The sequence below is a fragment of the Novosphingobium sp. BL-A-41-Hi4B-X5A genome, from assembly GCF_055521705.1.
In genome coordinates, this window is record NZ_CM145500.1 from 513,907 (window position 1) to 540,709 (window position 26,803).

Sequence of the window (26,803 nt, forward strand, 5' to 3'; positions counted from 1 at the left end):
GCGCTTCCCGGTTGATTTGGGCGTGCGCATCGGCCAAAGCCGCGCGACCATGGCCGACACAAAACTCATGCCTCCCCGCGCCCCCCTGAGCCTGCAGGACATGATCCTGCGCCTTCATGCTTTCTGGAGCGAACAGGGCTGCCTGATCCTTCAGCCTTATGACATGCGCATGGGGGCAGGGACCTTCCACAGCGCCACCACCCTGCGCGCATTGGGCCCCGAGCCATGGAACGCGGCCTTCGTGCAGCCCTGCCGCCGCCCGACCGACGGCCGCTACGGAGAAAACCCCAATCGCCTGCAGCACTACTACCAGTATCAGGTGATCCTGAAGCCAAGCCCGGAGAACTTGCAGGAACTCTACCTGCAATCGCTGGTCGAGATCGGCATCGATCCCTTGGTCCACGACATCCGCTTCGTCGAGGACGACTGGGAATCCCCGACATTGGGCGCATGGGGCCTCGGCTGGGAAGTCTGGTGCGATGGCATGGAAGTCACCCAGTTCACCTATTTCCAGCAGATGGGCGGCTTCGATTGCAAGCCCGTCGCGGGCGAACTGACCTACGGCCTCGAACGCCTCGCCATGTACATCCAGGGCGTCGACAACGTCTACGACCTCAAGTTCAACAACCACGGCGTTACCTACGGCGATGTCTTCCTCGAAAACGAGAAGCAGATGTCGAAGTGGAACTTCGAAGTCGCAGATACCGACAGCCTGTTCGAAGGCTTCCGCCGCGCCGAGGAAGAGTGCAAGCGCAGCCTAGATGCCGGCGTTCCCATCGCCGCTTACGAGCAGGCGATCGAGGCCAGCCACCTGTTCAACCTGTTGCAGGCGCGCGGCGTGATCTCTGTGCAGGAGCGCGCCAGCTACATGGGCCGCGTTCGCGATCTCGCCCGCGGTTCGTGCGAGGCCTACATGGAAAAGAACGCCGATCAGTGGGCGGCCAAGTATCCGGAGTGGAGCAAGTGACCGATTTCCTTCTCGAACTGCGCAGCGAGGAAATCCCGGCCCGCATGCAGTTAGGCGCCCGCGCCGATCTCGAAAAGCTGTTCCGCAAGCAGTTGGACGCCGCTGGCCTCAAGGCAGGCGAAATCACCGTCTGGTCCACCCCACGCCGTCTCGCGCTGATCGCCCGCGATTTGCCATTGGCGACCGAGGCCGTATCCGAGGAAACCAAGGGTCCGAAGACTTCCGCGCCCGAACAGGCGCTCGAAGGCTTCCTGCGCAAGACCGGCTTGCCCCGCGACCAGCTGACCGAGCGCGATGGCGTCTGGTTTGCAGTGACCGAAAAGCCCGGCCGCGCCACCAAGGACGTGCTCGCCGAAGCCATCCCCGCGATCATTCGCGCTTTCCCCTGGCCCAAGAGCCAGCGCTGGGGCGCAGCCTCGCTCTCCACCGAGAGCTTGCGCTGGGTGCGCCCGCTCTCCGGCATCGTCGCCATCTTCGGCGAGGATCTGGTCGAGTGCGAGATCGGCAGCGTAAAGTCCGGCTACGCCACGCGCGGCCACCGCTTCCATTGCCCCGGTGAAATCACCATCGGAAGCGCCCATGACTACGCCGAAAAGCTCCGCGCCTGCCACGTCATCGTCGACCATGTCGAGCGCGAGGCGATGGTGCGTGAAAAGGCCAAGGCTGCCGCAGAGGCCGCCGGCCTCGCGCTGGTCGAGGACGAAGGTCTGGTGATCGAGAACGCCGGCCTCACCGAATGGCCGGTCCCGCTGCTCGGCCGCTTCGACGAGGCTTTCCTCGACGTTCCGCCCGAAGTCATTCAGCTCACCGCGCGCGTCAACCAGAAGTACTTCATCTGCCGCGACAGCGCAGGCAAGCTCGCCAACGCCTTCGTCTGCACCGCGAATATCGAGGCCAAGGACGGCGGCGCCGCCATCGTCGACGGCAACCGCAAGGTCCTCGCCGCGCGCCTGTCCGATGCCCGCCACTTTTGGCTCGGCGATCAATTTGAGCGTGGCTCTCGTGGCGAAATCGATCCAACCAAGCGCAGAACCTTGGCCAATCATGCAAAGGGTCTTGAGCGCATCACGTTCCACGAGAAGCTCGGCACGGTGGCCGACAAGGTCGAACGCGTCGCCAAACTGGCCCGCTGGCTGGTGGAAGAAGGCATCGTAAAGCCCTCTCCCCTTGAGGGGAGAGGGTTGGGAGAGGGGGAGGCGCGCGCCACCCTCGCCGACCAAGCCGAACTCGCCGCCCGCCTGTGCAAGGCCGACCTCGTCACCGAAATGGTCGGCGAATTCCCCGAACTCCAGGGCCTGATGGGCGGCTACTACGCCCGCGCCGAAGGCCTGCCGGATGCCGTAGCCGATGCCATCCGCGATCACTATAAGCCCGTGGGGCAGGGCGATGAAGTGCCCACCGCGCCGGTGACGGTGGCCGTGGCGCTGGCGGACAAGCTGGATACGCTGGTTGGCTTCTTTGTAGAGGGAATGGAGCCGACTGGATCGAAAGATCCGTTTGCACTTCGGCGGCAAGCTCTAGCAGTTATCAACCTAATCGTTAAAAACGGTTTGTCTGCAAAGTTGGCTTTCGTAATGATCGAGGCCGCGGGATATTATTCTGACAGGCAAGTTAGACTAGGCTTCGCGGGTGTACGGAACTTTTTGCATGAGTTGGTAAAAAGGGCGGGCGAAGTCACACCTGCACTCGTCGAAACGGTTCTGGAGAACACCAAGGCAGAGGTTGAAGTTCAGAAACTTGGCCAAAAGTACGGCCAAGGCATGATAAAGCTTTATGAGTTTTTCATTGACCGCCTCAAAGTCCAGCAACGCGAAGCAGGCGTCCGCCATGACCTGATCGACGCCGTGTTCGCGCTCGGTGGCGAGGACGATCTCGTTCGCCTGCTCGCCCGCGTCCACGCCCTGCAGGCCTTCGTCGGCACCGAGGACGGCACCAACCTGCTCGCTGGCTACAAGCGCGCCGCGAACATCCTCAAGAAGGAAGGCTTCGCCGCCAACCCCAACGCCGGGTCCGAAGGCGAGGGCGTCGTGCCCCCAACTGGCGAGGAAGACCCGCTTGTGCTGGTCGATGATCCCGCGCTCGAAGGTGTCGCGGCGCAGTTTGCGCATCCCGAATGCAACTATGCCCGCGAGCCTGCCGAACAGGCACTGGTCGATGCGCTGAACTCGGCGGAACCGCAGGCCACTGGCGCTATTGCTGCAGAAGATTTTACTGCAGCAATGGCGGCACTGGCCACCCTGCGCGGCCCGATCGATGCGTTTTTTGATCAGGTGACAGTCAATGATGCAGACGCGAACAAACGGGCAAGCCGTCTCGCGCTGCTTGACCGCTTCCGTGCTGCAGTGCACAAAGTTGCGGACTTTTCGCGCATAGAAGGCTAAGAGCGGGCCGACTCCGGGCCCGTTCCGGCAAGAACAAGCACACGCAGGGAGCCTCGTTGGCGGCATGAGCGCATACGTATTCCATTTCGGCGGCGGCGCATCGTCTTCGGACGCGCGGGCCAAGGACAAGACCATCGTTGGCGGCAAGGGCGCGAACCTCGCCGAGATGGCGGGCATCGGCCTGCCGGTACCCCCGGGCTTCACCATCAGCACCGAAGTCTGCACCGCCTACAATGCGAGCGGCAAGACTTTCGACGATGCCTTGCGTGCAGGCGTCGCCAATGGCGTTGCGCATATCGAGAAGGCCACCGGCCGCACCTTCGGCGATGCGACGAACCCGCTGCTCGTCTCGGTCCGCTCGGGCGCGCGCGTCTCGATGCCGGGCATGATGGACACCGTCCTCAACCTCGGCCTCAATGACCAGACCGTCGAAGGCCTCGCCGCAGGCTCCGGCGATCCGCGCTTTGCCTGGGACAGCTACCGCCGCTTCATCCAGATGTATTCCGACGTGGTGCTCGGCCTCGATCACCACCGCTTCGAGGACGCGCTGGAAATCGTCAAGGAAGACAACGGCTTCTTCAACGATGTCGAGCTGGGCGCAGAGCACTGGCAGGCGCTTGTCGGCGAATACAAGGCCATCGTTGCCGAACAGCTCGGCCGCCCGTTCCCGCAGGACGTCCACGAACAGCTCTGGGGTGCCATCGGCGCCGTGTTCGACTCCTGGGAGTCGGATCGCGCCAAGGTCTACCGCAAGCTCAACGACATCCCGCATGACTGGGGCACCGCCGTCAACGTGCAGGCGATGGTCTTCGGCAACATGGGTGATACCTCGGCCACCGGCGTCGCCTTCACCCGCGATCCCGCGACCGGCGAGAAGGCCTATTACGGCGAATGGCTGGTCAATGCCCAGGGCGAGGACGTCGTCGCCGGCATCCGTACCCCGCAGTACCTGACGCTCGCCGCGCGCGAACGGGCAGGGGCCAAGCCGCTGTCGATGGAAGAGGCGATGCCTGCGGCCTACGCCGAACTCGCCGCCGTCTTTGAACTGCTCGAAAAGCACTACAAGGACATGCAGGACATCGAGTTCACCGTCGAGCAGGGCAAGCTGTTCATGCTGCAGACCCGCTCAGGCAAGCGCACCGCCAAGGCCGCGCTCAAGATGGCGGTGGACATGGTGGCCGAGGGCCTGATCGACGAGGCGACCGCGATCAAGCGCATCGACCCGATGGCGCTCGACCAGCTGCTGCATCCCACGCTTGACCCGAAGGCTCCGCGCGATGTGCTGACCAAGGGCCTCCCCGCATCGCCGGGCGCGGCTTCGGGCGCAGTGGTGTTCGATGCCGATACCGCGCAGGCCCGCGCCGAGCGCGGCGACGCCGTCATCCTCGTCCGCGTCGAAACCTCGCCGGAAGACATCCATGGCATGCATGCCGCCAAGGGCATCCTCACCGCGCGTGGCGGCATGACCAGCCACGCCGCCGTGGTCGCGCGCGGCATGGGCCGTCCTTGCGTCTCGGGCGCCTCGGGCGTCTCGATCGACATGGCCAGCCGCACCGCCCGCATCGGCAACCGCGAGGTCAAGGAGGGCGACGTGATCACCCTCGATGGTTCGAACGGTGATGTCATGGCAGGCCTTGTGCCCACCGTGGAGCCCGAACTTGTCGGCGATTTCGGCACGCTGATGGTCTGGGCCGACAAGCACCGCCGCATGAAGGTGCGCACCAACGCGGAAACGCCGCTCGATTGCCAGGTCGCGCGCCAGTTCGGCGCCGAGGGCATCGGCCTGTGCCGCACCGAGCACATGTTCTTCGAAGCAGGTCGCATCAGCGCGGTGCGCCAGATGATCCTCGCCGAGGATGAGTCTGGCCGCCGCGCTGCCCTCGCCAAGCTGCTGCCCGAGCAGCGCAGCGACTTCCAGTCGATCTTCGAGGTCATGGCGGGCTTGCCCGTCACGATCCGCCTGCTCGATCCGCCGCTGCACGAATTCCTGCCCCACGCCGATGCCGAGTTTGCCGAACTTGCCGAAGCCACCGGGCTTGGCGTCGAGCACCTCAAGCGCCGCGCCGGGGAACTCCACGAATTCAACCCGATGCTCGGCCACCGCGGCTGCCGCCTCGGCATCACCTTCCCGGAAATCTACGAGATGCAGGCCCGCGCCATCTTCGAAGCGGCCTGCGACGTTGCCGAGAAGAGCGGCGACGCGCCAATCCCGGAAGTGATGATCCCGCTGGTCGCCACGCGCAAGGAGCTGGAAATACTGCGCGCGCTGGTTGACCGGGTCGCGCTTGAAGTCTTTGCCGAGAAGAGCCGGACTCTGGAGTATATGGTCGGCACCATGATCGAACTGCCGCGCGCTGCGCTGATGGCGGGCGAGATCGCCGAGGAGGCCAAGTTCTTCTCATTCGGTACCAATGACTTGACGCAGACGACCTTGGGCGTGAGCCGCGACGATGCCGCGCGCTTCCTCAACCCTTACGTCGACCAGGGCATCTACCCGCGTGACCCGTTCGTCAGCCTCGACATCGAAGGCGTCGGCCAACTCGTTGAATTGGCTGCAGAACGTGGCCGCAAGACGCGGCCTGACATCAAGCTCGGCATTTGTGGCGAACACGGCGGCGATCCGGCCTCGATCGCGTTTTGCGAGAAGACTGGCCTCGATTATGTCTCTGCCAGCCCCTATCGCGTGCCGATTGCACGGCTTGCAGCGGCGCAGGCGGCGTTGGGCTGATAACCTATCTGGAGTGTTTCCCCGGGGAAACACTCCAGCATGGCGTTCTCTTCAGTGGGTGGGCGCGCTCAAAACTTGGGCGGGCGTACCGCCTTTGCCCAGCCGCTCAGCGTCAAGATCTCGAACCGCTCGGTCACCTTGCCGTCCGCATCCCGGCGGGCATCGAAAGCCTCCTGCGCGCGAGCGCGAGCCGCTTTTCCCAGCGTGTTACCTGGGCGGGCGAGGCAATTGCCAAGGCCTTGCGCCCGCAAGTCTGCGATCATCCCGGCGAATGAGCGGAAGCGCACGTCGATGTGGTGGCTGTCGATCACCGGGTCGGCGAACCCGGCCCGCTGCAGCAGCTGCCCGCCGGCGCGGACATCGACTTGCGGATGGATGCGCGGGGAAGGGCGCTCGCCATCCGCTTCCAGCATGATCTGACGCAGAACCGGCAGCGATCCGGCGCCAAGGAAGCAGGCGATCATCAACCCGCCATCGGCAAGGGCACGGCGCAGGTGTACCAGTGCGCCCGGCAAGTCATTGACGGTATCGAGCGTGCCGAGGCTGGCGATGAAATCGTAACCGGCGGGCGCTGGGTAGGGCAGCTCTTCATCAACCAGGAGCTGTCCCAGCGCTGGATCGCGGCTGTCGACAGTCGCGCCCGCGGCCGCCAATGCCGCACTGATCGCGTTGGTCCAATCACCGATCATGAGCGCCCGACGGGGTTCGTGGCGGAGGAATGACAGGCGTTCGAGCACGTCCTCGACCATGTCGTCGATGACGTAGCGCGGTGCATCCGGAGCCGATTGCAGCTGGACCATGCGGCGGCGTACGGCATTCCGCCGATTTCGAGCAAAAATAACAGGGGGAGTAGTGGCCATTCCCGGGCAGTGCCCGTGTCCGCCGGTCTTGCCAAGAGGGGCGTTCGTGCGACGATGCAGTGATGCCAATGTCTGCCGCGCAGCTTTCCGCAGTGTTGACGCCAATCGTCGACTTCGTGTTCCCGCCGCGCTGCCCACTGTGTGGCAGCCCCGTCGCGGCGCATGGCGGGCTTTGCCTGGCATGTTGGGCCAAGATCGTCGTGCCCTCCGGCACCTGCTGCAAGCTGTGCCAGCGCCCGATGGGTGAACTTTATGGTGCAGAGGCAGAAATGGTCTGCGCGCCGTGCATGGCAGAGCCGCCCAAGCATTCCGGCATCGCCGCTGCCACGCTCTACAACGAACCTTCACGCGCGCTGGTGCTGGCTCTCAAGCATGGGCGGCGGATCGGGCTGGTGCCGATGATGGCGCGGATGATCCTGCCAAGGCTCGGCGGGCTTGAAGGAGACTGGCTCGTCGTGCCGGTGCCGCTCCACCGATGGCGGCTGATGCGGCGCGGGTTCAATCAGTCGGCCCTGCTGGCGCGGGAGCTGGCAAGGCTGACAGGCAAGCAACTGATGGTGGACGGACTTGTCCGCCCGAAGGCAACGCCGTCACTCGGCGGTCTCAATCGCAAGTCTCGCGCCCGGGTGTTGACCGGCGCAATCCAGCCAAATCCGCGCCTCGCACATCGCCTGACCGGAGCGCGTGTACTGTTGGTCGACGACGTGATGACCAGTGGCGCTACCACTGATGCCTGCATGTTGGCCCTGCGCCGTGCCAAGGTGGCAGAGGTACAGATAGCCTGCTTTTCGCGCGTGCTTGACGAAGCTCTCGATGGTCTGCGCGTTTCGCCGGAGCCGGACGCATAGACTGACGTGCGCCCGAAAAGGAAACGCCCGAAACCGAAGTTCCGGGCGCCCTCGTGACGAAATTGCGCGGAGTTCGCGTTGAGCGCGATACCGACGGCCCCCTGACCGTCCCGCTTTTTACCCTCACCATCCGGTCTCGCTTCGCGCGGCCCCTTTGGGCCTGCTGCGAGGCAGCCAACCGGCCCCTCATCAAGTGTCCCTGAACATTGGCGCTACGTCCACTGCCGCCCGGTTGCGGGCTGGCGGTTCAGTTCGCGGTTCCCTCAAACCGCTGAGCCTTAATCACCCATTCATGCTTCCGACGGAAGCGGATTGTGCGCGGTGTTATGGATTTTACCCGCCTGTGTGGTTATCCTGCAACAAATCCGCCACGAAGCGGCAATCCGGAAAAGGCAGCGACCACTTTGTCAACCACCAGCGACACCGCTTTGCGCGAGCAGGGCACTGAATTGATGCCGAAGTTCGACTCCAACGGGCTACTGACGGCTGTGGCGGTGGACCATGGCACGAATGCACTCCTGATGCTGGCGCACATGAATCGCGAAGCTCTGGATCAGACGCTGGAGACCGGCTTCGCGCACTTCTTCTCACGCTCGCGGGGGAAGCTGTGGATGAAGGGTGAAACTTCGGGGCACGTGCTAAAGATCGTCGAGATTCGCGTGGATTGCGATCAAGACGCGCTGGAACTGCGTGTCGAGCCCGCAGGTCCTGCCTGCCACACGCTGGCGCCGACCTGCTTCTATCGCCGCATTACAGCGGAAGGCTCTTTGCAACGCATCGTCGATTGACGCTTACGTAAAGGTTAGATAGCTTGGTGACATGTCACAGCATGCCGCCACAGCGACTCGCGATCCGTCTGCACAGAACGAGCACACCGGGCATCTCGATCAGCCCGATGCGCTCAAGCGTGACCAGTTCACCATTTCCGACCTCTCAGGCGAGTTCGGGGTGACGGCGCGCGCGTTGCGTTTCTACGAGGACGAAGGCCTGATTGCGCCCGAGCGTGTCGGTCTTTCGCGCATTTATTCCAAGCGGGACCGTGCGCGGCTCGCCTGGATCATGCGCGCCAAGAACGTGGGCTTCAGCCTCGCAGAAATCCGCGACATGATCGATCTTTACGACATGGGCGACGGCCGCGCGGAGCAGCGCCGCGTCACCATTGCCAAGTGTCGTGAGCGGATCGAGAACCTGCGTCGCCAACAGGCGGACATTGCTGCGACCATCGACGAACTGACCAGCTTCGTCGATCTCGTCATCGCCAAGGAGCGGTCCGAAGGCCGCGATCCAACGGCCTGAAGGCCGAACGCTTAAAGGGACAGGACAAATGCCGATCTATAACGCGCCGACCCGCGACACCCGTTTCGTCGTCAACGAACTGATCCGCCTTGAAAGCTACGGCAACCTGCCCGGCTTCGAAAGCGCTACGCCCGACATGACCGATGTGATCATCGAGGAAGCAGGGCGCTTTGTTTCAGAAGTCATCGCTCCGCTCAATCTCTCGGGTGACAAGGAAGGTTGCACGCGTCACGCCGATGGCAGCGTCACCACGCCGACCGGTTTCAAGGATGCCTACCGTCAGTATGTGGAAGGCGGTTGGGGCACGCTCTCTGCGCCCGAGGCATATGGCGGTCAGGGCCTGCCGCACGTGATGGGCTTCATCATGGAGAAGTACCTCGCCACCGCCAACCAGGCTTTCGCGATGTACCCGGGTCTTGCCAACGGAGCGATCTCGGCGATCATCGCCAAGGGTTCGCCCGAGCAGCAGGCGAAGTACCTGCCGAAGATGGTGACCGGCGAGTGGCTCGGCACCATGAACCTGACCGAGCCGCATTGCGGCACCGACCTCGGCATGATCCGCACCCGCGCCGAACCGCAGGCCGATGGGTCCTATGCGATCACCGGCACCAAGATCTTCATTTCGGCGGGCGACCATGACCTGACCGAGAACATCATCCATCTCGTGCTCGCCAAGACGCCGGGGGCGCCGGAATCGAGCAAGGGCATCTCGCTGTTCATTGTCCCTAAGTTCATCGTCAATGACGATGGCTCGTTGGGTGAGAAGAACGGCGTTTCGGTCGGCTCCATCGAAGAGAAGATGGGCATCCACGGCAACGCCACCTGCGTCATGAACTACGATGGCGCAAAGGGCTGGATGGTCGGCGAGGAAAACAAGGGTCTCGCTGCCATGTTCATCATGATGAACGCGGCGCGCCTTGGCGTGGGCATGCAGGGGCTGGCACAAGCCGAAGTCGCCTACCAGAACGGCCTCGCCTATGCGCTCGACCGCCGCCAAGGCCGCGCGCTGACCGGGCCGGTCGATCCGCAGGCCAAGGCCGATCCGATCATCGTCCATCCCGACGTGCGCCGCATGCTGATGGACGCCAAGACGTTCATCGAAGGCATGCGCGCGTTGTGCCTGTGGGGTGCCTTGCAGGTCGACCTGTCACACAAGGCGGCAACGGCGGAAGAGCGCCAGATGGCCGACGACCTGATCAGCCTGCTGACGCCGGTGATCAAGGGCTATGGCACCGACATGGGCTATAAGGTCGCCACCGACATGCAGCAGGTGTGGGGTGGCCACGGCTACATCGCCGAGAACGGCATGGATCAGTTCGTGCGCGATGCGCGCATCGCAATGATCTATGAAGGCACCAATGGCGTGCAGGCGATGGACCTCGTGGGCCGCAAGCTGGCGCAGAACGGCGGCCGTGCGATTCAGGCGCTGTTTGCGCTGATCGACGCGGAATGCGCCGAAGAGTCATCCGACGAGGCGGTGAAGCTCGTCGCCGAGCGTCTTGCCAAGGCCAACGGCGAACTGAAGGCCGCGACGATGTGGTTCATGCAGAACGCCATGGCCAATCCGAACAACCTCGGCGCCGGCGCCTATGCCTACATGACGCTGACCGGCATCGTGTCGCTTGGCCTGATGTGGCTGCGCATGGCCAAGGTTGCGGCTGCGGCCATTTCGGGCGGTGCCGAAGACAAGGCGTTCTACGAGGCGAAGCTGACGTGCGCGCGCCATTGGGCGACACGCTACACCACCGAAGCCGGGGCGCTGCGCCGTCAGGTGGAAGCCGGTGGCGAGACAATCATGGCGCTGACGCCGGAGCAGCTGGCCATCGCTTAATCCCGCTTTGGCGGGACAAGCAGCCAGCCAAGCAGGAAGATCAAGCTGCCAAGCAAGGCGGTGATGCAGAGGAACAGGATGAGGCCGAAGCCGTCCATCAGTCCTCCATCACCGCCAAGCATTGCGTATCCGCCGATCGTCAGAAGGCACCACGCCAGCCATGACAGGAACATCAGCGGAGGCTTCAGCCAGCCATTGCTGATGTCCCGCCAATGCCAAACGGCATAGGCACTGCCGAAAATGACCAAGCCTTGGACGCAGGCGATGGCAAGGGCGAGAAGTCCGAAGCTCAAGCTTCGAGCACTTCGTCCAGCATCTCCATCAGCGCTGCCCAGCTCTGGCGGTCGGCGCTGGCGTCGTAGCCGATTGCGGCCATGCCGCGCTCGTCGCTGCCCGGGTCGGTGAAGCCGTGCTTTACGCCACTGTAGCTGTGGAAGTGCCAGTTGGCTCCGGCGGCGTCCATCTCTTCCCAGAAGGCATTGACTTGCGAGCGCGGGACCATGGGGTCGGCATCGCCGTGGCAGACGAGGATACGTGCTTTCACTGCCCCGGGTGAGGCGGGGGCTTGCGTATCGAGCAGGCCGTGGAAGCTGGCTGCGAGGACAATGTCGGCCCCATCGCGCGCCAGTTCGAGTGCGGCTTGCCCGCCCATGCAGAAGCCGATGGCTGCAACCGGCAGGCCTTGTGCCTCAGGTAGTGCGGTCAGCGCAGCCAGGCCTGCGTGCAGGCGCTGGCGGTAGCCATCGGCGCTGGCGCGCAGAGGTCCAGCGAGTTCGCGCGCATGGTCGAAATCGCGGACCTGCACGCCGTAGAAATCGGCAATCATCGCCAGATAACCCGCCTGCGCCAGCATGTGGGCACGGCGGATCATCGGCGTGTTGCAGTTGGCGATCGTTGGCAGCACCAGCACTGCGGCGCGGGGGTGACCCTCAGGCTTTACGAGAAAGCCGGTGAGGGCCACGTCATCATCGGCGTAATCGAACTGTTCGACCGCCATCGCATTTACTCCGGCAGGAAGTCCGGCACCGAGAGATAGCGTTCGCCGGTGTCGTAGTTGAAGCCGAGCACGCGGCTGCCGACAGGCAGGGTTTCAAGCTTCTGGGCAATCGCTGCCAAGGTCGCGCCTGAAGAGATGCCGACAAGGATGCCCTCCTTGGCCGCGCACTGGCGAGCCATTTCCTTGGCGTCGGCCGGATCGACGGTGATGGCGCCGTCGATCGACTTGGTATGCAGGTTGCCCGGGATGAAGCCAGCGCCGATGCCCTGGATCGGGTGGGGGGCAGGCTGGCCGCCGGAGATGACCGGCGAAAGCGTCGGCTCGACAGCGTAGGCCTTCATCGAAGGCCAGTGCTTCTTCAGCTCCTCGGCGCAACCGGTGAGGTGGCCGCCCGTGCCGACGCCGGTGATCAGCGCGTCGATCGGTTCGCTGGCGAAGTCCTTGAGGATTTCCTGCGCGGTTGTCCGCACGTGGATGGCGACATTGGCAGGATTGTCGAACTGCTGGGGCATCCACGCGCCCTCGGTCGATTCGACGAGTTCGCGGGCACGTTCGATCGCGCCCTTCATGCCCTTTTCGCGAGGGGTGAGATCGAAGGTGGCGCCATAGGCGAGCATCAGGCGGCGCCGTTCGAGCGACATCGATTCGGGCATGACGAGCACGAGCTTGTAGCCCTTGACCGCCGCCGCCATGGCGAGGCCGATGCCGGTGTTGCCCGAGGTCGGCTCGATGATCGTGCCGCCGGGCTTGAGGCTGCCGTCAGCCTCCGCAGCCTCGATCATGGCGAGGCCGATCCTGTCCTTGATCGAGCCGCCGGGATTGGCGCGCTCGTTCTTCACCCATACCTCGTGGTCGGGAAACAGGCGGGACAGGCGAACATGCGGGGTGTTGCCGATAGTGGCGAGGATGGAATCCGCTCTCATGTCGCTTGCTCCTTGTGGTGAAGGGATTGGTTGGAGTCTTGAGGACAACCTAGGACTATCTGTACCGCGCTGCAAAGGTTCGCGCGTTCTTCAGTTCCGGGAAAAGGAAAAACCATGCCGCTGTCACGGCGATGGCGCTGATGCCGCCGAAGATCACGGCGCCGACAGCACCGATCAGGGCGGCAGCCACACCCGATTGCATCTCGCCCAGTTCGTTGGATGCGGAGATGGCGAGGCCGGAGATGGACGAGACTCGTCCACGAACGTCATCCGGGGTGTGCAGCTGCACGAGCGTGCTGCGGATGAATACCGAAACCATGTCTCCTGCGCCGATGCCGACGAGCATCAGCAGCGACAGGTAATAGTTCGTAGAGATGCCGAAGCCGATGGTGAACAGGCCGAAGATGACGACGCCCAAAAGCATCTTGTTGCCAACATTCTGGGTGATCGGCTTGCGCGCCAGGACGAACGCGACCAGCGCCGCGCCGAGACCCGGCATTGCGCGCATCAAGCCGAGACCATCGGCGCCAACTGGTTGCCCGTCGATGAAAAGAATGTCTCGGGCGAAGACTGGCAACAGGGCGGTGGCCCCGCCAAGGAGTACGGCAAAAAGATCAAGCGTGACGCAACCAAGCAGGAACCGGTCATTCCACACGAACGAGAGGCCTTGGAGAATCTGGCGCAAGGGATGCGTGTTGCGGTTGCTTTCCGGCGGCGGAATCCTGCGGATGCCGAAGATGCAAAAAGCGCCCAGCGCGAGGAGCCCGGTCGACAACCAATAGGGCAAGGACGGGTGCCCTGCAAAAAGCAGCCCTGCGATCGCCGGCCCGCCGACCGAGCCGGTCTGCCACGCCATTGAATTGATCGCCACGGCCTTTGGCATCAGTTCTGCAGGTACGACATTGGGGGCAATGGAGGACAGCGCAGGGCCGATAAAGACGCGCGCGGTTCCATGGAGAGCGCCAAGCCCGAACAGCAGCGGTAGCGACAGGACATCGGCATAAGCGCAGGTTGCGAGTGACAGGGCGACCATCAGGTCGATGCACATCGCAAGCCCGGCGACGTTGCGCCGGTCGAACCGGTCGGCAACCACTCCTGCCACGGGCGTCAGCAGAAACAGCGGCAGAAACTGCGCAAGTCCAAGCAAACCAAGCTGAAATGCGGCTTGGGCGATCGACATCCCGTATTGTCCGCGGGCGACGTCATAAAGCTGGTATCCCAGGATCACCACCATTCCCGATGTCGCAAGCACCGAGAAGAAGCGGGCGATCCAGAAGCGCCGGTAATCGGGAATGGCAAGCGGCGAGGATGGTGAAGCCGAAGTTGCGGAATCAGGAGAAGCTGTGGTCACGGCCGGTGCAATGCCAGCCGACCGTGAAGTTGCCAAGAAAGCAAAATTTGGGTCCGGCGCAGCAACTGGGCTGCGACGCGTCCCAAGGGCGCTACGTCAGCCCTGGCTGCGCGATCGGGGGCCGGGCTGCATGGCGCGGATCAGCTTGTTGAAATCATCAAGTCGGATGATTCGTTCGAACTGGAAACCGGCGCGATCGCCGTCGGTCCACACGAGAAAGGCCTCGATGCGTCCGATGACCGGGAGCCGCACCGTAACGCGTTCGCCCCGGCTAAGATCACTGCAGCCAGTGGCCATAAACCCGGTTGTCGAGATATTCGCGAGGTGAAGCATGATATCGCCGCGCGCGCGATGCTCGCCGATGATCGGCAGATTCACGGGGTGCCGGGTCGAACGACGCAGGTCGGTGACTGAAAGCTGTGCTCCGCCGCGCATCGTTCCTCCTGGCGCATGAGTGACTATGCCGGAAGATATAGAACCGAAATGGCGAACAATTCGTAAAGCCGCGGCAAAGGCTTGCCGGAACCGGCAAGCCTTTGCCGTTATTCATCCCGTAAGGTTGACGGCTGGGCGTGTTTTCAGGCGCGGCGAAGGATGCCGTGCTTCTTCTTGCCCGACGAAATGCGGATCTCTTCGGACGACAAGGCAATGCGATAGCTGTCGTCGGTCACAGACTCGCCTGCGACTTTCGCCCCGCCACCGGCGACAAGGCGCTTCGCTTCCCCTCGGCTGTTCGCAAAGCCAAGCCCCACAAGCGCGTCGATGATCCCGATGCTGTCTTCCGTTGTTGCGAAAACGGGAAGATCCTGGCCGAGTCCGCCGCCAGCGAAGGTTGCCGATGCGGTTGCTTCGGCGGCCTTCGCAGCTTCTTCGCCACGCACCAGACGGGTCACCTCGTTGGCCAGAACCACCTTCGCGGCATTGATCTCGCTGCCTTGGAGTGCCTCGAGCCGCTTGATTTCGTCGAGCGGAAGATCGGTGAACAGACGCAGGAACTTGCCGACATCGCGGTCATCCGTGTTGCGCCAGAACTGCCAGAAGTCCCAGGCGGGCAGGGCGTCCTCGTTAAGCCACACCGCGCCCGCCGCAGTCTTGCCCATCTTCTTGCCATCGGCAGTGGTGAGCAGCGGCGTCGTCAGGCCGAAGACTTCCTTGCCATCCTTGCGGCGCGTCAGTTCGATACCGTTGACGATATTGCCCCACTGGTCCGAGCCGCCCATCTGCAGGCGCACGCCCATGTCCTTGTTGAGGTGGCGGAAATCGTAGCCCTGCAGGATCATGTAGTTGAATTCGAGGAAGGTCATCGGCTGTTCGCGCTCAAGCCGCAGCTTGACCGAATCGAACGTCAGCATGCGGTTGACCGTGAAGTGCGTGCCAACTTCCTGGAGCAGCTCGATGTAGCCGAGCTTGCCCAGCCAATCGTGGTTGTTGACCATCACGGCGTCGGTCGGGCCATCGCCGAACTTGAGCAGCTTCGAAAAAACCGTGAAGATCGAGGCGATATTGTCCTCGATCGTCTGGTCGGACAGCATCTTGCGGCTCTCGTCACGTCCGGTGGGATCGCCAATGCGGGTTGTGCCGCCACCCATCAGCACCACCGGCTTGTGCCCGGCCTGCTGCAGGCGGCGCAGCATCATGATCTGCACGAGACTGCCGACATGAAGCGACGGCGCCGTCGCGTCGAAGCCGATATATCCCGGCACCACGCCCTCGTTGGCCAACTTGTCGAGCCCTTCGGCATCGGTCAGCTGATGGATGTAGCCGCGCTCGTCGAGCAGGCGAAGGAGGGTGGAGCTGTAGTTCGTCATAGTGCGGCGCGCCTAGCACGCCGGCACGAGCAAACAAAGTGCCTGGCTTGGGTTCGAGGCCCGGATTACTGGCCGCCAGCTTCGAAGATGGCGGCAACCGCTTGCTGATGACTGGCGCTCTCGCAGCTTTCAGAGGCGATCGAGACGTTGTGGATCGCCGCGCCGAGCCGGATGGTGCCGGTGGTGACGCAGCCTGTGGGGTAGCCTGGTGCGACGTTTAAACCCGCCCCAGGCCTGGGATGGAGCGTGACATAGGCCCGCACCGTATCACCCTTGCGATGGATCGTCGGAACAGGCTGTTCTTCAGCGGCCTGTGTCCCGTAGATCGTCTTGGCGGCTTTCACGACGTTGGCGCCGTCGTCGACCGCGATGTCCTTGGCTGGCTTGTCGGTCTTGAACTTCATGTAGGACACGAGCACCCCTGTGCCGGGTCTGCGCAGACGGCTTTCGGTGGCTTCGTCCATCAGGTCTTTCATGCCGCCGAACTTCATTGCCGGATTCTGCATGGAAGTTCCGGTCCACGTTTCGTCGAGTGTGACACTGATCCCGCCGCCGATGGAAAAATCGCGCGCGCTGGCCTTTCCTGCAACCAACAACACCGCGGCCATGCCGAGAATAGTGCTCCTGCGAAGTGCCGTCATTGCATTCCCTCCCGTGCAGCGGTTAGTCCGGCTTCATGCCGAACTTGTCTAGCCACCCCGCGCATCCCCCTGCAACCGTAACCTCCGTCGAGGCCCGAATCCTGTCGGTCGACAACGTCTGGATGACGCTGCGTTGGCGGGTGGAGGGCACGCAGCGGCTTGTCGTCCCACCCTTCGCGGGCAAGGTTCGCGCCGATGGGCTGTGGCAGACGACCTGTTTCGAGCTGTTCGTGAAGCCGGCCGGCGGCGATGCCTATGCCGAGTTCAACTTTTCACCGTCGCAGGCGTGGGCGGCCTACGATTTTTCCGGCTATCGCGACGGGATGATTGAGCGCGCCGTGCCCCGTCCACCGGTCTGCACGCCACGCCGGGGACAGTCAGTGCTGATCTTCGATGTCGCGCTGCCCACCGCGGCTTTGCCCGCGCTGCCGTTCGCCTATGGGTTGACCGCGGTGATCGACGAGGAAGGTGGGCACAAGTCCTACTGGGCCATCGCGCACCGCGAGGATCGACCAGACTTCCACCACGCATCTTGCTTCGCAGCCTCGCTTGAGGCACCGCGCTAACCATGAAATTCGGCATCGACCGGCTGCTCGCCGACCCCGCACTCAGAAAGCCACTCGAAGGCAAGCGCGTCGCGCTGGTCGCCCATCCCGCCTCGGTGACCGAGGGTCTGGTTCATTCGCTTGATGCGCTCGTTGCTGCCGGGGTGAACATCACCTCGGCATTCGGTCCGCAGCACGGCCTCAAGGGCGACAAGCAGGACAACATGGTCGAGACCGCCGACGAGCTCGACCCGACCTACGGCATCCCGGTGTTCAGCCTCTACGGCGAGGTGCGCCGCCCGACGGCAGCCATGATGGACACGGCAGACGTCTTTCTGTTCGACCTGCAGGACCTTGGCTGCCGCATCTACACCTTCGTGACCACGTTGCTCTATCTGCTTGAAGCCACCAGTGGCACCGGCAAGGCGGTGTGGGTGCTAGACCGACCCAATCCCGCCGGGCGCCCGGTCGAGGGCACCACTCTGCTGCCGGGTTGGGAGAGCTTCGTCGGTGCGGGGCCGATGCCAATGCGGCACGGCATGACGCTGGGCGAGATGGGCGCGTGGTTTGTCGATCACTTCAAGCTCGACGTCGACTACCGCGTGATCACGATGGAAGGGTGGGAGCCGGAAGGCCCCGGCTTTGGTTGGCCGCCGAGCCGGATCTGGATCAACCCTTCGCCCAACGCGGCCAGCCTCAATATGGCGCGAGCCTATGCCGGGACGGTGATGATCGAGGGCGCGACCTTGTCCGAAGGGCGCGGCACGACGCGGCCGCTGGAAGTGCTTTTCGGTTCGCCTGACATTGATGCCAAGGCTGTCCATGCCGAAATGCGCAGCTTCGCGCCGCAGTGGATGCAGGGCTGCGCGATCCGTGAATGCTGGTTCGAGCCGACATTCCACAAGCATGCCAAGAGCCTGTGCAGTGCGCTGATGATCCATGCCGAGGGCGCATTCTACGATCACCACGCGTTCCGTCCGTGGCGGCTGCAGGCGTTGGCGTTCAAGGCAATCCGCAGGCTCTATCCGGATTACCCGATCTGGCGCGATTTTCCCTACGAGTACGTGTTCGACAAGCTGGCGATCGACGTGATCAATGGGGGCACGGCGCTGCGCGAGTGGGTGGACGACGCGGCCAGCGCTGCGGGCGATCTCGACGCCTTGGCGGGAGCCGATGAAGCGGCGTGGATCGAAGAGCGGGCGCGCTTCCTGCTCTATTGATTGGTGGGGGGGCGGATCAGGCGGAGGCCGCCGCTGCTTTCCTCGGCGCGCTTTCGTGAATGAGGAACATCGCGAGCAGGGCCACCGCGGCGGCTGATACCATGTACCATGCGACCGCCATCGGTTCTCCGGTGACCTTCAGCAGCCAGGTGATCACCAGTTGAGTCGATCCGCCGAGGAACGTGACGGGCAGGGCATAGACCAGCGCAAAGGTGCGGGCGCGGCTTGCCTTGGGAAGGCTTTCGGCAACTGCGGCATAGACGGCCCCGCTGGGAAGGGTCGAGACGAAGGCGAGCAAGCCGTTGACGACGATGAACATCACCGGGTCATGCGCGCTGGTCAGGGTGATGTAGGCGGGAACGATGGCCAGGGTGAAGGCCAAGGTTGGCCAGATCATCAGCGGCCGCCGCCCGAACCGGTCGCTCATCCAGCCGCCGAGCAGGATCGAGAAGAACCGCGCAACATTGACCGCCAGCGTGCTGCCCAGCGAGATGCTGGCCGAATAGCCGAGCGTGTTCTGGCCATAGGTCGCCATATAGTTAAGCAGATAGGTGGCGATGGTCGCGCCCGAGATCATCATCGCGCCGAGGATGACGGTGCGCGACACCCCGGCAGGAACATGGCCGGCAGGCAAGTGGTCGGGCGCGTGGATCGTTTCTGGCAAGGACCGGCGGATCAGCAGCGAGAACGGCACGATCACCGTGCCCAGCAGCAGTGCCACTCTCCACCCCCAGTCGGTCAACTGGTCCGGCGTGAGGACAAGGCTGAGGCCAAGCCCGACGAGCGATCCGCCCGAGGATGCGATGGCCTGGCTGGCGCCCTGCCAGCTGATCGACCAGCCGCGCCGATGTGCTTGCGCGGTTTCGAGCATGTAGGTCGTGGCCGAGCCCACTTCGCCACCCAAGGCAAACCCCTGCAGCAGGCGCGCCAGCACGACGATCACCGGTGCAGTGGCGCCGATGGTGGCATAGGGCGGCGTGAGTGCGAGGACGGCGACCGAGACGCCCATCAGGGTCATGCTCAAAAGCATTGCGGGCTTGCGCCCGTGCCGGTCTGCCCATGCGCCGATCGCCCAAGCGCCAAGCGGGCGGCCGATAAAGCCGACGCCGAATGTCGCCAGAGAGGCCATCAGGCTGACGAATGGATCTTCCGTCGGGAAGAATACCTTGCCGATCTGGATGGCAAAGAAGCTGAACGTAATGAAGTCGTAGAATTCCAGCGCGTTGCCGGTTGTGGCGGCAATCACCGCGCGGCGGGCAAGCTTACGCTCTTCAACGGTATACCCTGCCACGATCACCCCCGCCGATCGGTTCCCGCTCAAACGCTGGCAGATGCGGGGCCGGTGTCAAGGATTTCGCAGACAACTTCAGTTTGCCTTGGCCGGGACAAGCGCGTCCCACTTTTCCCAACTGATCGTGCGGCCGGGGTAGGCCACCTTCTTGAATGGCCAATCACGGGCAATCCATTGCATGACCCACGCCTGCAGGTCCTTGTCGAAGCCGGCATCGTACTCTGTCTTGGTTACCCACATCAGAACGGCGGCATCATAACCCGCGACCGGGCTGGGCTGCACATAGACACACCCACGCTCGCGCTTGCCATCGGGCGTGAGCACGGCGTAGGCAAACGACTTGCGCTGCGCGAAACGGGCCTGCTCGGTCTGCATATCAGTCATCGCCTCGGCGTCGGTTATCCCGGCGTGCGGCCATGACGTGCTGCGCGTAAAGGTCTTCTGCAAATGCTCGATCGACGACATGTAAGCATCGTAGTCGATCTTCACGAGTTCGGGGCCGAGCGGAACGAGCTTGAAGTCTGACGTTTCGACCCGGAGCGGGGGCGCAACGCCTTCAGGTAGCAAGACAGTTGTCCGCGCTTCTATGGTCGTTTCTTGCGCGTTGGCACATGGCGAAAATCCAGCAGCTGCGATGAGGGCGGCCAAAACCAGCGATACCTTTTCAATGCGTGGCAAGGCTCGTCTCCATGTGGTGAATGCGCGCGATTCTCGTGCTTGATGCTCTGCGCGACGAAACTGGGAAATACGCTTTTCGCGTCAAAAGGAGCCGTGTGGAATCGATGCGTCCGCGCAGAGAAGCGTCTGGTCCGGATGTTATGCGGATCTATCGCGGCGAAGGTTATGTCCGCGTGCTAACAGAAGTTCGAAAGTCGGCGCGGCTGGCCATCTTGTCGAGACATTTCCGAACTGGCGCAGCTGACTGTGGTAAAACAGGGATTGCTGAATGGCGCTGCGCGGTTGGGTTTTGCAAATCGTACATTATGGGACCGTGCTGACGATCTTGAGCGTTCTAGTGATCGGTGGCTTCCTGACATTGCTGAAATTGGGCGGGCATCCGCAGATTGCTCTCCTGGCTAGCAGGCTGCTCGGACTGCCGTTCGACTTCGCGATGTGTCGCAAGGTTACTTTCGTCGACGGATCGTTTTCGAAGCGTCGTTATCTGCTCGCGTACGGGGGCACTTGCGCTGTCTCCGGTTTGGCGCTCGAAACCTTGGGGGGGGCTTTTGGCGACGTTCACCTCGTTGGCATGGCCTCGATTGTACTCGGACAAGGTCTGCATTTGCTTGCCATGCGCAAGGTTGTGGTGCGGGCAAGCTATCCCAGCATCGATCTTGATGCGTTCACCCCCTATCCCATCCACTGGCATGACAGCCCGGAGTGGGTGCTGTTTATCAAGGACATGATCCGGGACACCGTGCTCAGCCTTGGGCACCGGTTGGTTGAGCTTCCTCTGCTATGCAGTCTTTGGCGCGTCCTGTTCGGCCTGAAACTCGAAAGCAGCATTTTGCGCGCAGGGATGCTTTTCGTGCACATCCCAAAGGCGGCGGGGACATCGGTTTCGGCTTTGTTATATGGCCGCAATCTGCCGCACCTGCCGATGATATCGTTGCGTCGTCGGTTGCATCCGGACGTAACCGCGCTTCCAAGCTTTGCGATCGTCAGGGATCCGGTCGACAGGTTTCTCTCGGCCTACCACTTTACACTGATGGGCGGCACGGAGCTCATGCTGACCTCCCGATTTGAGCGTTGGCGCCTGGGGCGGATGATGCCGCTTGACCGTTTTCTCGACACGCTCGAGGCTTCACCGAAGCTTCTGCACACGGTCAAGCAATTCATTCCGCAAGTGGATTTCGTTCTCGACGCCACAGGCGAGCTCGCGGTTGACCGGCTGTTTGCGATCGGTCGCGATGGACAGTTGCCGGCAAGTCTGTGGACATGGCTTGAAGTGGACAAACTGCCCCGACTCAACAGTACTCCGCAGGCCATGCCTCGCCTGTCTGCTGCGACCCGCGAAAGAATAATCAGGCTCTATCGGGCCGATGTTGAGTTGTATGAACGGGTCTTGCGTTCGGGTTCGTACCTGACTGCCGGGAGCGGATCAGATTATCGTGCAGAGGTTGCCTGACAGCTTACTGGTACGCTGACAGACTTGAAAATCCGTGCTTCTGGCAGGTGATTTCGCGCATGACCCCGTCGATTCCTTCGAGAGTGAGGGAATACATGCTGCCACCGATCACGACGGTGATGGCCACCAACTGTGCAACCGTGCCCAAAGTCGCAGCCTTGTTGGGGAGAACGTCGCGGCGGACGAAAGCCGATGGACCAGCGGGCGCCTTGGCAACTGGCACTCAATTCCTTCGCCAGACTGGTCTACGCTTTTCGAGAAAAGCATTGATCCCCTCGTCGGTGTTTTCGTCCATCATGTTTTGCGCCATGACTTCGCAGGCGAGAGCATATGCTTCGGTGCGGGAACACTCGCGTTGGGCGTTGAACAGGGCTTTGCCACGGCGGATCGCATCGGGGTTCTTGGCGAGGATCGTGCCAACGAGATCGTCCGTGGCAGCATCAAGCGCCTCGGCTGGAACGACGGTGTTGACAAGGCCCCAGTCCGAGGCGGTTCGGGCATCGATGAACTTTCCTGTCACCAGCATCTCGAACGCACGCTTGGCAGGCACGTTGCGGCTGAGTGCCACGGCGGGGGTTGAGCAGAACAAGCCGACGTTGATGCCCGAAACGGCAAAGCGCGCGCTTTCGGAGGCGACGGCGAGGTCACAGGCCCCGACCAGTTGGCAACCTGCGGCGGTCGCAACGCCATGAACCTTGGCGATGACCGGCACGGGGAGGGCAGTGATGGCCTCCATCACTTCGGTGCAGGCGGCAAACAGCGCGCGGTAGACGGCGAGATTGCGGTCAGCCTGCATCTCGGCGAGATCATGTCCGGCGCAAAATGCCTTTCCGGTACCGGACAGCACGACGACGCGCGCGCCCCCGTCTGCCGCGATGCCCGAAAGCTCGGCCAGCAGTTCGGCAAGGAGGGCTTGCGACAGGGCATTGAACTTGTCGGGGCGATTCAGCACGAGGTCGTAGCGACCCTCTGCCGTCCGCTGCGCGAGGATCGTCTTGCCCATCGTCTGCCTCCTTGGAGTCAGTGCTTCTTGCGGGTGAGTTCGCGCATGGCCCCGTCGAGTCCCTCGAGAGTTAGGGGGTACATGCTGCCACCGATCAGGTCCTTGATCATCTTGGTGGATTGCGAATAGGTCCACTGCTTCTCGGGTACGGGATTGAGCCAGACCGTGGCGGGATAAGTCTGCGCCACGCGATGCATCCAGACAGCCCCCGCTTCCTCGTTGAAATGTTCGACGCTGCCGCCGGGGTGGCTGATCTCGTAGGGGCTCATTGCCGCGTCGCCAACGAATACCACTTTGTAATCGTGGCCGAACTTGTGGAGGATGTCCCAGGTCTTGGTGCGTTCCGACCAGCGGCGCTTGTTGTCCTTCCACACACCTTCATACAGGCAGTTGTGGAAATAGAAGAACTCCATGTTCTTGAATTCGGCGGTTGCCGCGCTGAACAGTTCCTCGACGAGCTTGATGAACGGGTCCATCGATCCGCCGACATCGAGGAATAGCAAGAGCTTGACCGCATTGCGCTTTTCCGGCCGCATCCGGATGTCCAGCCAGCCCTGGCGCGCAGTGCCTTCGATCGTGCCGTCGAGATCAAGTTCATCAGCCGCGCCTTCACGCGCAAAGCGGCGCAGGCGGCGCAAGGCGATCTTGATGTTGCGGGTGCCGAGTTCGCGGGTGTTGTCGAGGTTGGCGAATTCGCGCTTTTCCCAGACCTTTACCGCACGCTTGTGCTTGCTCTCGCCGCCGATGCGGACGCCTTCGGGGTTGTAGCCGGAATTGCCGAACGGGCTGGTGCCGCCCGTACCGATCCACTTGTTGCCGCCCTGGTGGCGCTTTTCCTGCTCTTCGAGACGCTTCTTCAGCGTCTCCATGATCTCCTCCCACGAACCGAGGGACTTGATCTTCTCCATTTCCTCTTCGGACAGGAACTTCTCGGCCACGGCCTTGAGCCAGTCCTCGGGGATATCAACCGGACGCTGTCCGTAGTCGGTGAGCAGGCCCTTGAAGACCTTGTTGAACACCTGGTCGAAGCGGTCGAGCAGCCCTTCGTCCTTCACGAACGTCGCGCGGCTCAAGTAATAGAAGGCCTCCGGGGTCTGCTCGATCACGTCCTTGTCGAGCGCTTCGAGCAGGACGAGGTGCTCCTTGAAGCTCGCCTGGATGCCTGCGGCACGCAACTCGTCGACGAAATTGAAAAACACGGGCCGCAGCTCCTCTGACTTAACCGAGTGATTAAGCGCTGTGGCAGCGATCGGCAAGGGCTGTTGCACGATAGGCGGTTGAGCGGAAGCGGCAAACGGGTAAGTCATGAAGAAACATGGTTAAGGGCAGTTTACCATGAGTCGCGTCACGAGTGCGCTTGCTATCCTTTTGCTTCTGCTGGGTGTGGCAGGTCTGGGCCTGACGTTGCTCGGCCGGGAGGCGCGGGCGGATGCGCAGGAGGCGGTGATCCAGCAGATCGCGCCACCGGCCATCTTCCAGCCAATTGTGCAGCCTGTCCGTCCACAATCGCCTCCGCCGGTGCCGGACGTACTGCAATCGGGCGTGCTTGTCGTGGTAAGCAAGGCGTCGCAGCGGATGCACGTGTTCAAGAACGGCGAACATTGGGGTTCCTCGCCGGTCTCCACCGGCAAGCGCGGGCATTCGACGCCGGCGGGGGTTTTCCCGATTCTGCAGAAGCGGGTGTTTCACCGCTCCAACATCTACAGCAACGCGCCGATGCCCTACATGCAGCGGCTGACCTGGCGCGGCATTGCGATCCATGCCGGCCATGTCCCGGGCTATCCGGCCTCGCACGGCTGCATTCGCTTGCCACGCAGCTTTGCCAAGGCGCTGTTCGACTTGACGCGGGCAGACCGGACGACGGTGGTGGTCACGAACGCGCCCCTTCGATCGGAGGAGGGAGCGGTGGCGCTGGCGCTCAATTCGCAAGCTCCGGCGGGACAGCCCGCAGCAGTCCCGAGCGTAGTGATGGCTGCAGCAGCACCGGTCCAGACGATCCAGCTCGCCGCAGCGCTAAGCCCTGCCGAGGCAGATGCGCATTGGCAGGGGGCGGTCGCGATGTACCCGCAACTGGCGAGCTTCCAGAAGGCCGTGGTTCCGGCAGTGGTCGGACAGCGTCGTTATTGGCGGTTGCGAGCCAGTGCTCCCGGCGCGCATGCGGTGTGCGGGTTGCTGAAGCGTGCGGGGCAGGACTGCTTCAACGTGATCTGACTTGAGCAGTTGTTGGCCTTGAACTGCCCTAAGACCATGCCAACCCCTGAAGGCGTTGATGCCTTAACCGACGGGCGGCGGGGCAGGGGGCTGTCGCGGCCAGCTTTCGAGCGAAGGGTCAAGCATGGCCCAGGGCGGCGCATCCTCGGTCCAGATGATCGCTTCGGGACGCAGGCCGTGGCCCGCGTCAAGGGCACCGAGGCGCACCGTCTTGAGGTGGAGGCGCGCTGAGCTTTGTGCAAGGATCTGCGTGCCGCAGGCGGGGCAGAAGTGAAACGTCAGGGTATTGCCACTGGCTGCCTTCCATTCGCAATGGGCGAGCGTTCCAGTGATGCTGACGTTTTCCGCCTTGAAAATTGCGTTGTTGGTCGGGCCTCCGGCGGCAATCTGCTGGCACTGGCGGCACCAGCATTGGCGCGTCGCAATGGGTTCCCCGGCGATCTTGATCAAGACGCAACCGCAAGCACATTGACCGGAATAGGGCATGGAGGTGTGCTTCCTTCTGGTTTTTCGCGATTGGGTATTGTTAGTGTTACATACAATTGTCTATGGTGCTTCCACTTGGAGAGGATAACGCCATGACACTCAAGCTCTACAGTTTTGGACCGGCTGCCAACTCGATGAAACCGCTGCTGACGGTGTTCGAAAAGGGTCTCGATGTCGAGAAGCATAGGCTCGATCCCGCCAAGTTCGAGCATCACACTGACTGGTTCAAGGCCATCAATCCGCGTGGTCAGGTTCCAGCGCTGGTGGATGGCGACAAGGTCGTCACGGAATCGACGGTCATCTGTGAATACCTCGAGGACGAATATCCGACCGAGGTGACACTGCGTCCGGCGGACAGCTTTGGTCGCGCGCAGATGCGGATCTGGACGAAGTGGGTAGACGAATATTTCTGCTGGTGCGTCTCGACCATTGGCTGGCACCGCTATGTCGGCAACATGGTCAAGGGCCTCAGCGACGCCGAGTTCGAGGAGAAGGTGAAGGCGATCCCGGTGGTCGAGCAACAGGTGAAGTGGCGGCGTGCCCGCGAAGGCTTCCCGCAGGACCTGCTCGACGAGGAAATGCGCAAGATCGGCTACTCAGTGCGAAAGCTGGACGACCATCTGGCCAATCACGAATGGCTGGTGCCGGGGCAATATACCCTCGCCGACATCTGCAATTTCGCCATCGCCAACGGCATGCCTTTTGGCTTCAAGGAATTGGTCAACAAGGAGGATACGCCTCATCTCGTGCGCTGGATCGACCAGATAAACGAGCGGCCGGCAGTAAAGGCGATGTTTGCGCAGGTGGAACTGGAGAAGCTGGGCCCGCGGGAGTGAAAGGCCCTGCCATCTGCAAGGTCTGCACGCTCAACTGACCGGCGGCGGACCTTTCGGGTGACGCGGGAGATCTTCAGGAATTGGCGCCCAACTCGGTGCGCTGTCGGCCCAGATGATTGCTGTCGGCGGCGCGAGTTCGGGGTCGTCGAGCGTGCCGGCACGGATGCGCATCGGCAGGCCGGTCGGCGAAACAGTGCGACTGTAGATTTGCGCGCCACAGGCCTTGCAAAAGCCGCGTTCCACAGTGTTGCCGCTGTCGGCAATCATCGAGAACGATTCGAGTTCGCCTTCGATCGCCACGGCGGCTTCCGGAAACAGCACGTTAACCGTAGCCGATCCGCTGGCGATCCGCTGGCAATCGCGACACCAGCACATGCGCGCGCCCAACGGGTCGGCGGAGATCGCATAGCGCACTGCGCCGCAGAGGCATCCGCCGACGTGGGGCATGGCAA

Annotated in this window: 27 protein-coding genes; 12 read left to right on the plus strand and 15 right to left on the minus strand. The window is 62.8% G+C overall.

What is annotated here, in order from left to right:
• The first annotated feature begins 49 nt into the window (after window positions 1-49).
• The 3 genes from ACZ1JY_RS02320 (at window position 50) to ppdK (ending at window position 6,076) form a co-directional block, all read left to right on the plus strand.
• The gene (locus ACZ1JY_RS02320; RefSeq protein ID WP_465130231.1) at window positions 50-967 is read left to right on the plus strand and encodes a glycine--tRNA ligase subunit alpha; all 918 of its coding nucleotides are present in this window, start codon (window positions 50-52) and stop codon (window positions 965-967) included.
• The gene (gene glyS, locus ACZ1JY_RS02325) at window positions 964-3,348 is read left to right on the plus strand and encodes a glycine--tRNA ligase subunit beta (protein ID WP_465130232.1); all 2,385 of its coding nucleotides are present in this window, start codon (window positions 964-966) and stop codon (window positions 3,346-3,348) included. Before ACZ1JY_RS02320 ends, glyS begins: the two co-directional genes overlap by 4 nt.
• 64 nt (window positions 3,349-3,412) lie before the next feature.
• Complete coding sequence (ppdK, locus tag ACZ1JY_RS02330; protein WP_465130233.1) at window positions 3,413-6,076, plus strand: pyruvate, phosphate dikinase; 2,664 nt, start codon at window positions 3,413-3,415, stop codon at window positions 6,074-6,076.
• Window positions 6,077-6,144: 68 nt separating this feature from the next.
• On the opposite strand, the gene ACZ1JY_RS02335 is transcribed toward ppdK, so the two are convergent.
• Complete coding sequence (locus tag ACZ1JY_RS02335; protein ID WP_465130234.1) at window positions 6,145-6,876, minus strand: class I SAM-dependent methyltransferase; 732 nt, start codon at window positions 6,874-6,876, stop codon at window positions 6,145-6,147.
• 122 nt (window positions 6,877-6,998) lie between these two features.
• Between ACZ1JY_RS02335 and ACZ1JY_RS02340 the strand changes: the two genes are divergently transcribed.
• From ACZ1JY_RS02340 to ACZ1JY_RS02355, 4 genes are all read left to right on the plus strand, one after another.
• On the plus strand, window positions 6,999-7,784 hold the full coding sequence (locus tag ACZ1JY_RS02340; protein WP_465130235.1) for a double zinc ribbon domain-containing protein: 786 nt from the start codon (window positions 6,999-7,001) through the stop codon (window positions 7,782-7,784).
• A 428-nt stretch (window positions 7,785-8,212) separates the two neighbouring features.
• The gene (gene hisI / locus ACZ1JY_RS02345; protein ID WP_465130938.1) at window positions 8,213-8,572 is read left to right on the plus strand and encodes a phosphoribosyl-AMP cyclohydrolase; all 360 of its coding nucleotides are present in this window, start codon (window positions 8,213-8,215) and stop codon (window positions 8,570-8,572) included.
• 31 nt (window positions 8,573-8,603) lie between these two features.
• Entirely contained in the window at window positions 8,604-9,080 is a 477-nt protein-coding gene (locus ACZ1JY_RS02350; protein ID WP_205525190.1) for a MerR family transcriptional regulator, read from the plus strand.
• A 28-nt stretch (window positions 9,081-9,108) separates the two neighbouring features.
• Window positions 9,109-10,911, plus strand: coding sequence for an acyl-CoA dehydrogenase C-terminal domain-containing protein (locus tag ACZ1JY_RS02355; RefSeq protein ID WP_465130236.1), 1,803 nt, complete (start codon window positions 9,109-9,111; stop codon window positions 10,909-10,911).
• Here the strand turns inward: ACZ1JY_RS02355 and ACZ1JY_RS02360 are convergent.
• The 7 genes from ACZ1JY_RS02360 to ACZ1JY_RS02390 form a co-directional block, all read right to left on the minus strand.
• Entirely contained in the window at window positions 10,908-11,204 is a 297-nt protein-coding gene (locus ACZ1JY_RS02360) for a hypothetical protein (protein ID WP_465130237.1), read from the minus strand. The genes ACZ1JY_RS02355 and ACZ1JY_RS02360 overlap by 4 nt on opposite strands.
• A complete protein-coding gene (locus ACZ1JY_RS02365) occupies window positions 11,201-11,908 on the minus strand; it encodes a dienelactone hydrolase family protein (RefSeq protein ID WP_465130238.1) in 708 nt (235 codons plus the stop codon). Before ACZ1JY_RS02365 ends, ACZ1JY_RS02360 begins: the two co-directional genes overlap by 4 nt.
• Before the next feature lie 5 nt (window positions 11,909-11,913).
• Window positions 11,914-12,831, minus strand: coding sequence for a cysteine synthase A (cysK, locus tag ACZ1JY_RS02370; protein ID WP_168903262.1), 918 nt, complete (start codon window positions 12,829-12,831; stop codon window positions 11,914-11,916).
• Between the two features lie 55 nt (window positions 12,832-12,886).
• Window positions 12,887-14,182: an MFS transporter gene (locus ACZ1JY_RS02375; protein ID WP_465130239.1), complete on the minus strand. Its 1,296-nt coding sequence runs from the start codon at window positions 14,180-14,182 to the stop codon at window positions 12,887-12,889.
• A 96-nt stretch (window positions 14,183-14,278) separates the two neighbouring features.
• The gene (locus tag ACZ1JY_RS02380) at window positions 14,279-14,617 is read right to left on the minus strand and encodes a PilZ domain-containing protein (protein ID WP_465130240.1); all 339 of its coding nucleotides are present in this window, start codon (window positions 14,615-14,617) and stop codon (window positions 14,279-14,281) included.
• 143 nt (window positions 14,618-14,760) lie between these two features.
• Window positions 14,761-15,990, minus strand: a complete 1,230-nt coding sequence (tyrS, locus tag ACZ1JY_RS02385) for a tyrosine--tRNA ligase (RefSeq protein WP_168903264.1) — start codon at window positions 15,988-15,990, stop codon at window positions 14,761-14,763.
• Between the two features lie 65 nt (window positions 15,991-16,055).
• Window positions 16,056-16,631: a hypothetical protein gene (locus ACZ1JY_RS02390; RefSeq protein WP_465130241.1), complete on the minus strand. Its 576-nt coding sequence runs from the start codon at window positions 16,629-16,631 to the stop codon at window positions 16,056-16,058.
• A gap of 35 nt (window positions 16,632-16,666) precedes the next feature.
• On the opposite strand from ACZ1JY_RS02390, the gene ACZ1JY_RS02395 reads away from it, so the two are divergent.
• Both ACZ1JY_RS02395 and ACZ1JY_RS02400 read left to right on the plus strand, forming a co-directional pair.
• Window positions 16,667-17,197, plus strand: a complete 531-nt coding sequence (locus ACZ1JY_RS02395) for a DOMON-like domain-containing protein (RefSeq protein ID WP_118073978.1) — start codon at window positions 16,667-16,669, stop codon at window positions 17,195-17,197.
• A gap of 2 nt (window positions 17,198-17,199) precedes the next feature.
• On the plus strand, window positions 17,200-18,396 hold the full coding sequence (locus ACZ1JY_RS02400; RefSeq protein ID WP_465130242.1) for an exo-beta-N-acetylmuramidase NamZ family protein: 1,197 nt from the start codon (window positions 17,200-17,202) through the stop codon (window positions 18,394-18,396).
• A gap of 16 nt (window positions 18,397-18,412) precedes the next feature.
• On the opposite strand, the gene ACZ1JY_RS02405 is transcribed toward ACZ1JY_RS02400, so the two are convergent.
• Together ACZ1JY_RS02405 and ACZ1JY_RS02410 are read right to left on the minus strand one after the other, a co-directional pair.
• Window positions 18,413-19,687, minus strand: a complete 1,275-nt coding sequence (locus ACZ1JY_RS02405) for an MFS transporter (RefSeq protein WP_465130243.1) — start codon at window positions 19,685-19,687, stop codon at window positions 18,413-18,415.
• Between the two features lie 75 nt (window positions 19,688-19,762).
• On the minus strand, window positions 19,763-20,254 hold the full coding sequence (locus tag ACZ1JY_RS02410) for a twin-arginine translocation pathway signal protein (RefSeq protein WP_465130244.1): 492 nt from the start codon (window positions 20,252-20,254) through the stop codon (window positions 19,763-19,765).
• Window positions 20,255-20,633: 379 nt separating this feature from the next.
• On the opposite strand from ACZ1JY_RS02410, the gene ACZ1JY_RS02415 reads away from it, so the two are divergent.
• On the plus strand, window positions 20,634-21,815 hold the full coding sequence (locus ACZ1JY_RS02415) for a sulfotransferase family 2 domain-containing protein (protein ID WP_465130245.1): 1,182 nt from the start codon (window positions 20,634-20,636) through the stop codon (window positions 21,813-21,815).
• Between the two features lie 4 nt (window positions 21,816-21,819).
• Here the strand turns inward: ACZ1JY_RS02415 and ACZ1JY_RS02420 are convergent, their stop codons facing one another.
• Genes ACZ1JY_RS02420 through ACZ1JY_RS02430 form a run of 3 tightly spaced genes read right to left on the minus strand, consistent with a single transcriptional unit; the run spans window position 21,820 to window position 24,017 of the window.
• Window positions 21,820-22,038, minus strand: coding sequence for a hypothetical protein (locus tag ACZ1JY_RS02420; protein WP_168903268.1), 219 nt, complete (start codon window positions 22,036-22,038; stop codon window positions 21,820-21,822).
• Complete coding sequence (locus ACZ1JY_RS02425; protein ID WP_465130246.1) at window positions 22,039-22,818, minus strand: enoyl-CoA hydratase; 780 nt, start codon at window positions 22,816-22,818, stop codon at window positions 22,039-22,041.
• A gap of 17 nt (window positions 22,819-22,835) precedes the next feature.
• Window positions 22,836-24,017, minus strand: coding sequence for a vWA domain-containing protein (locus ACZ1JY_RS02430; RefSeq protein ID WP_118074780.1), 1,182 nt, complete (start codon window positions 24,015-24,017; stop codon window positions 22,836-22,838).
• A gap of 136 nt (window positions 24,018-24,153) precedes the next feature.
• Here ACZ1JY_RS02430 and ACZ1JY_RS02435 point away from each other — a divergent pair, with 136 nt between their 5' ends.
• On the plus strand, window positions 24,154-25,029 hold the full coding sequence (locus tag ACZ1JY_RS02435) for a L,D-transpeptidase family protein (RefSeq protein ID WP_168903270.1): 876 nt from the start codon (window positions 24,154-24,156) through the stop codon (window positions 25,027-25,029).
• Between the two features lie 63 nt (window positions 25,030-25,092).
• Here the strand turns inward: ACZ1JY_RS02435 and ACZ1JY_RS02440 are convergent, their stop codons facing one another.
• Window positions 25,093-25,515: a GFA family protein gene (locus ACZ1JY_RS02440; protein ID WP_465130247.1), complete on the minus strand. Its 423-nt coding sequence runs from the start codon at window positions 25,513-25,515 to the stop codon at window positions 25,093-25,095.
• Window positions 25,516-25,607: 92 nt separating this feature from the next.
• On the opposite strand from ACZ1JY_RS02440, the gene ACZ1JY_RS02445 reads away from it, so the two are divergent.
• Window positions 25,608-26,351 (plus strand): glutathione S-transferase family protein, encoded by a 744-nt coding sequence (locus ACZ1JY_RS02445; RefSeq protein ID WP_162896062.1) that lies wholly within the window; start codon window positions 25,608-25,610, stop codon window positions 26,349-26,351.
• 30 nt (window positions 26,352-26,381) lie between these two features.
• Here the strand turns inward: ACZ1JY_RS02445 and ACZ1JY_RS02450 are convergent, their stop codons facing one another.
• The gene (locus tag ACZ1JY_RS02450; protein ID WP_168903273.1) at window positions 26,382-26,798 is read right to left on the minus strand and encodes a GFA family protein; all 417 of its coding nucleotides are present in this window, start codon (window positions 26,796-26,798) and stop codon (window positions 26,382-26,384) included.
• Between the last annotated feature and the right edge of the window lie 5 nt (window positions 26,799-26,803).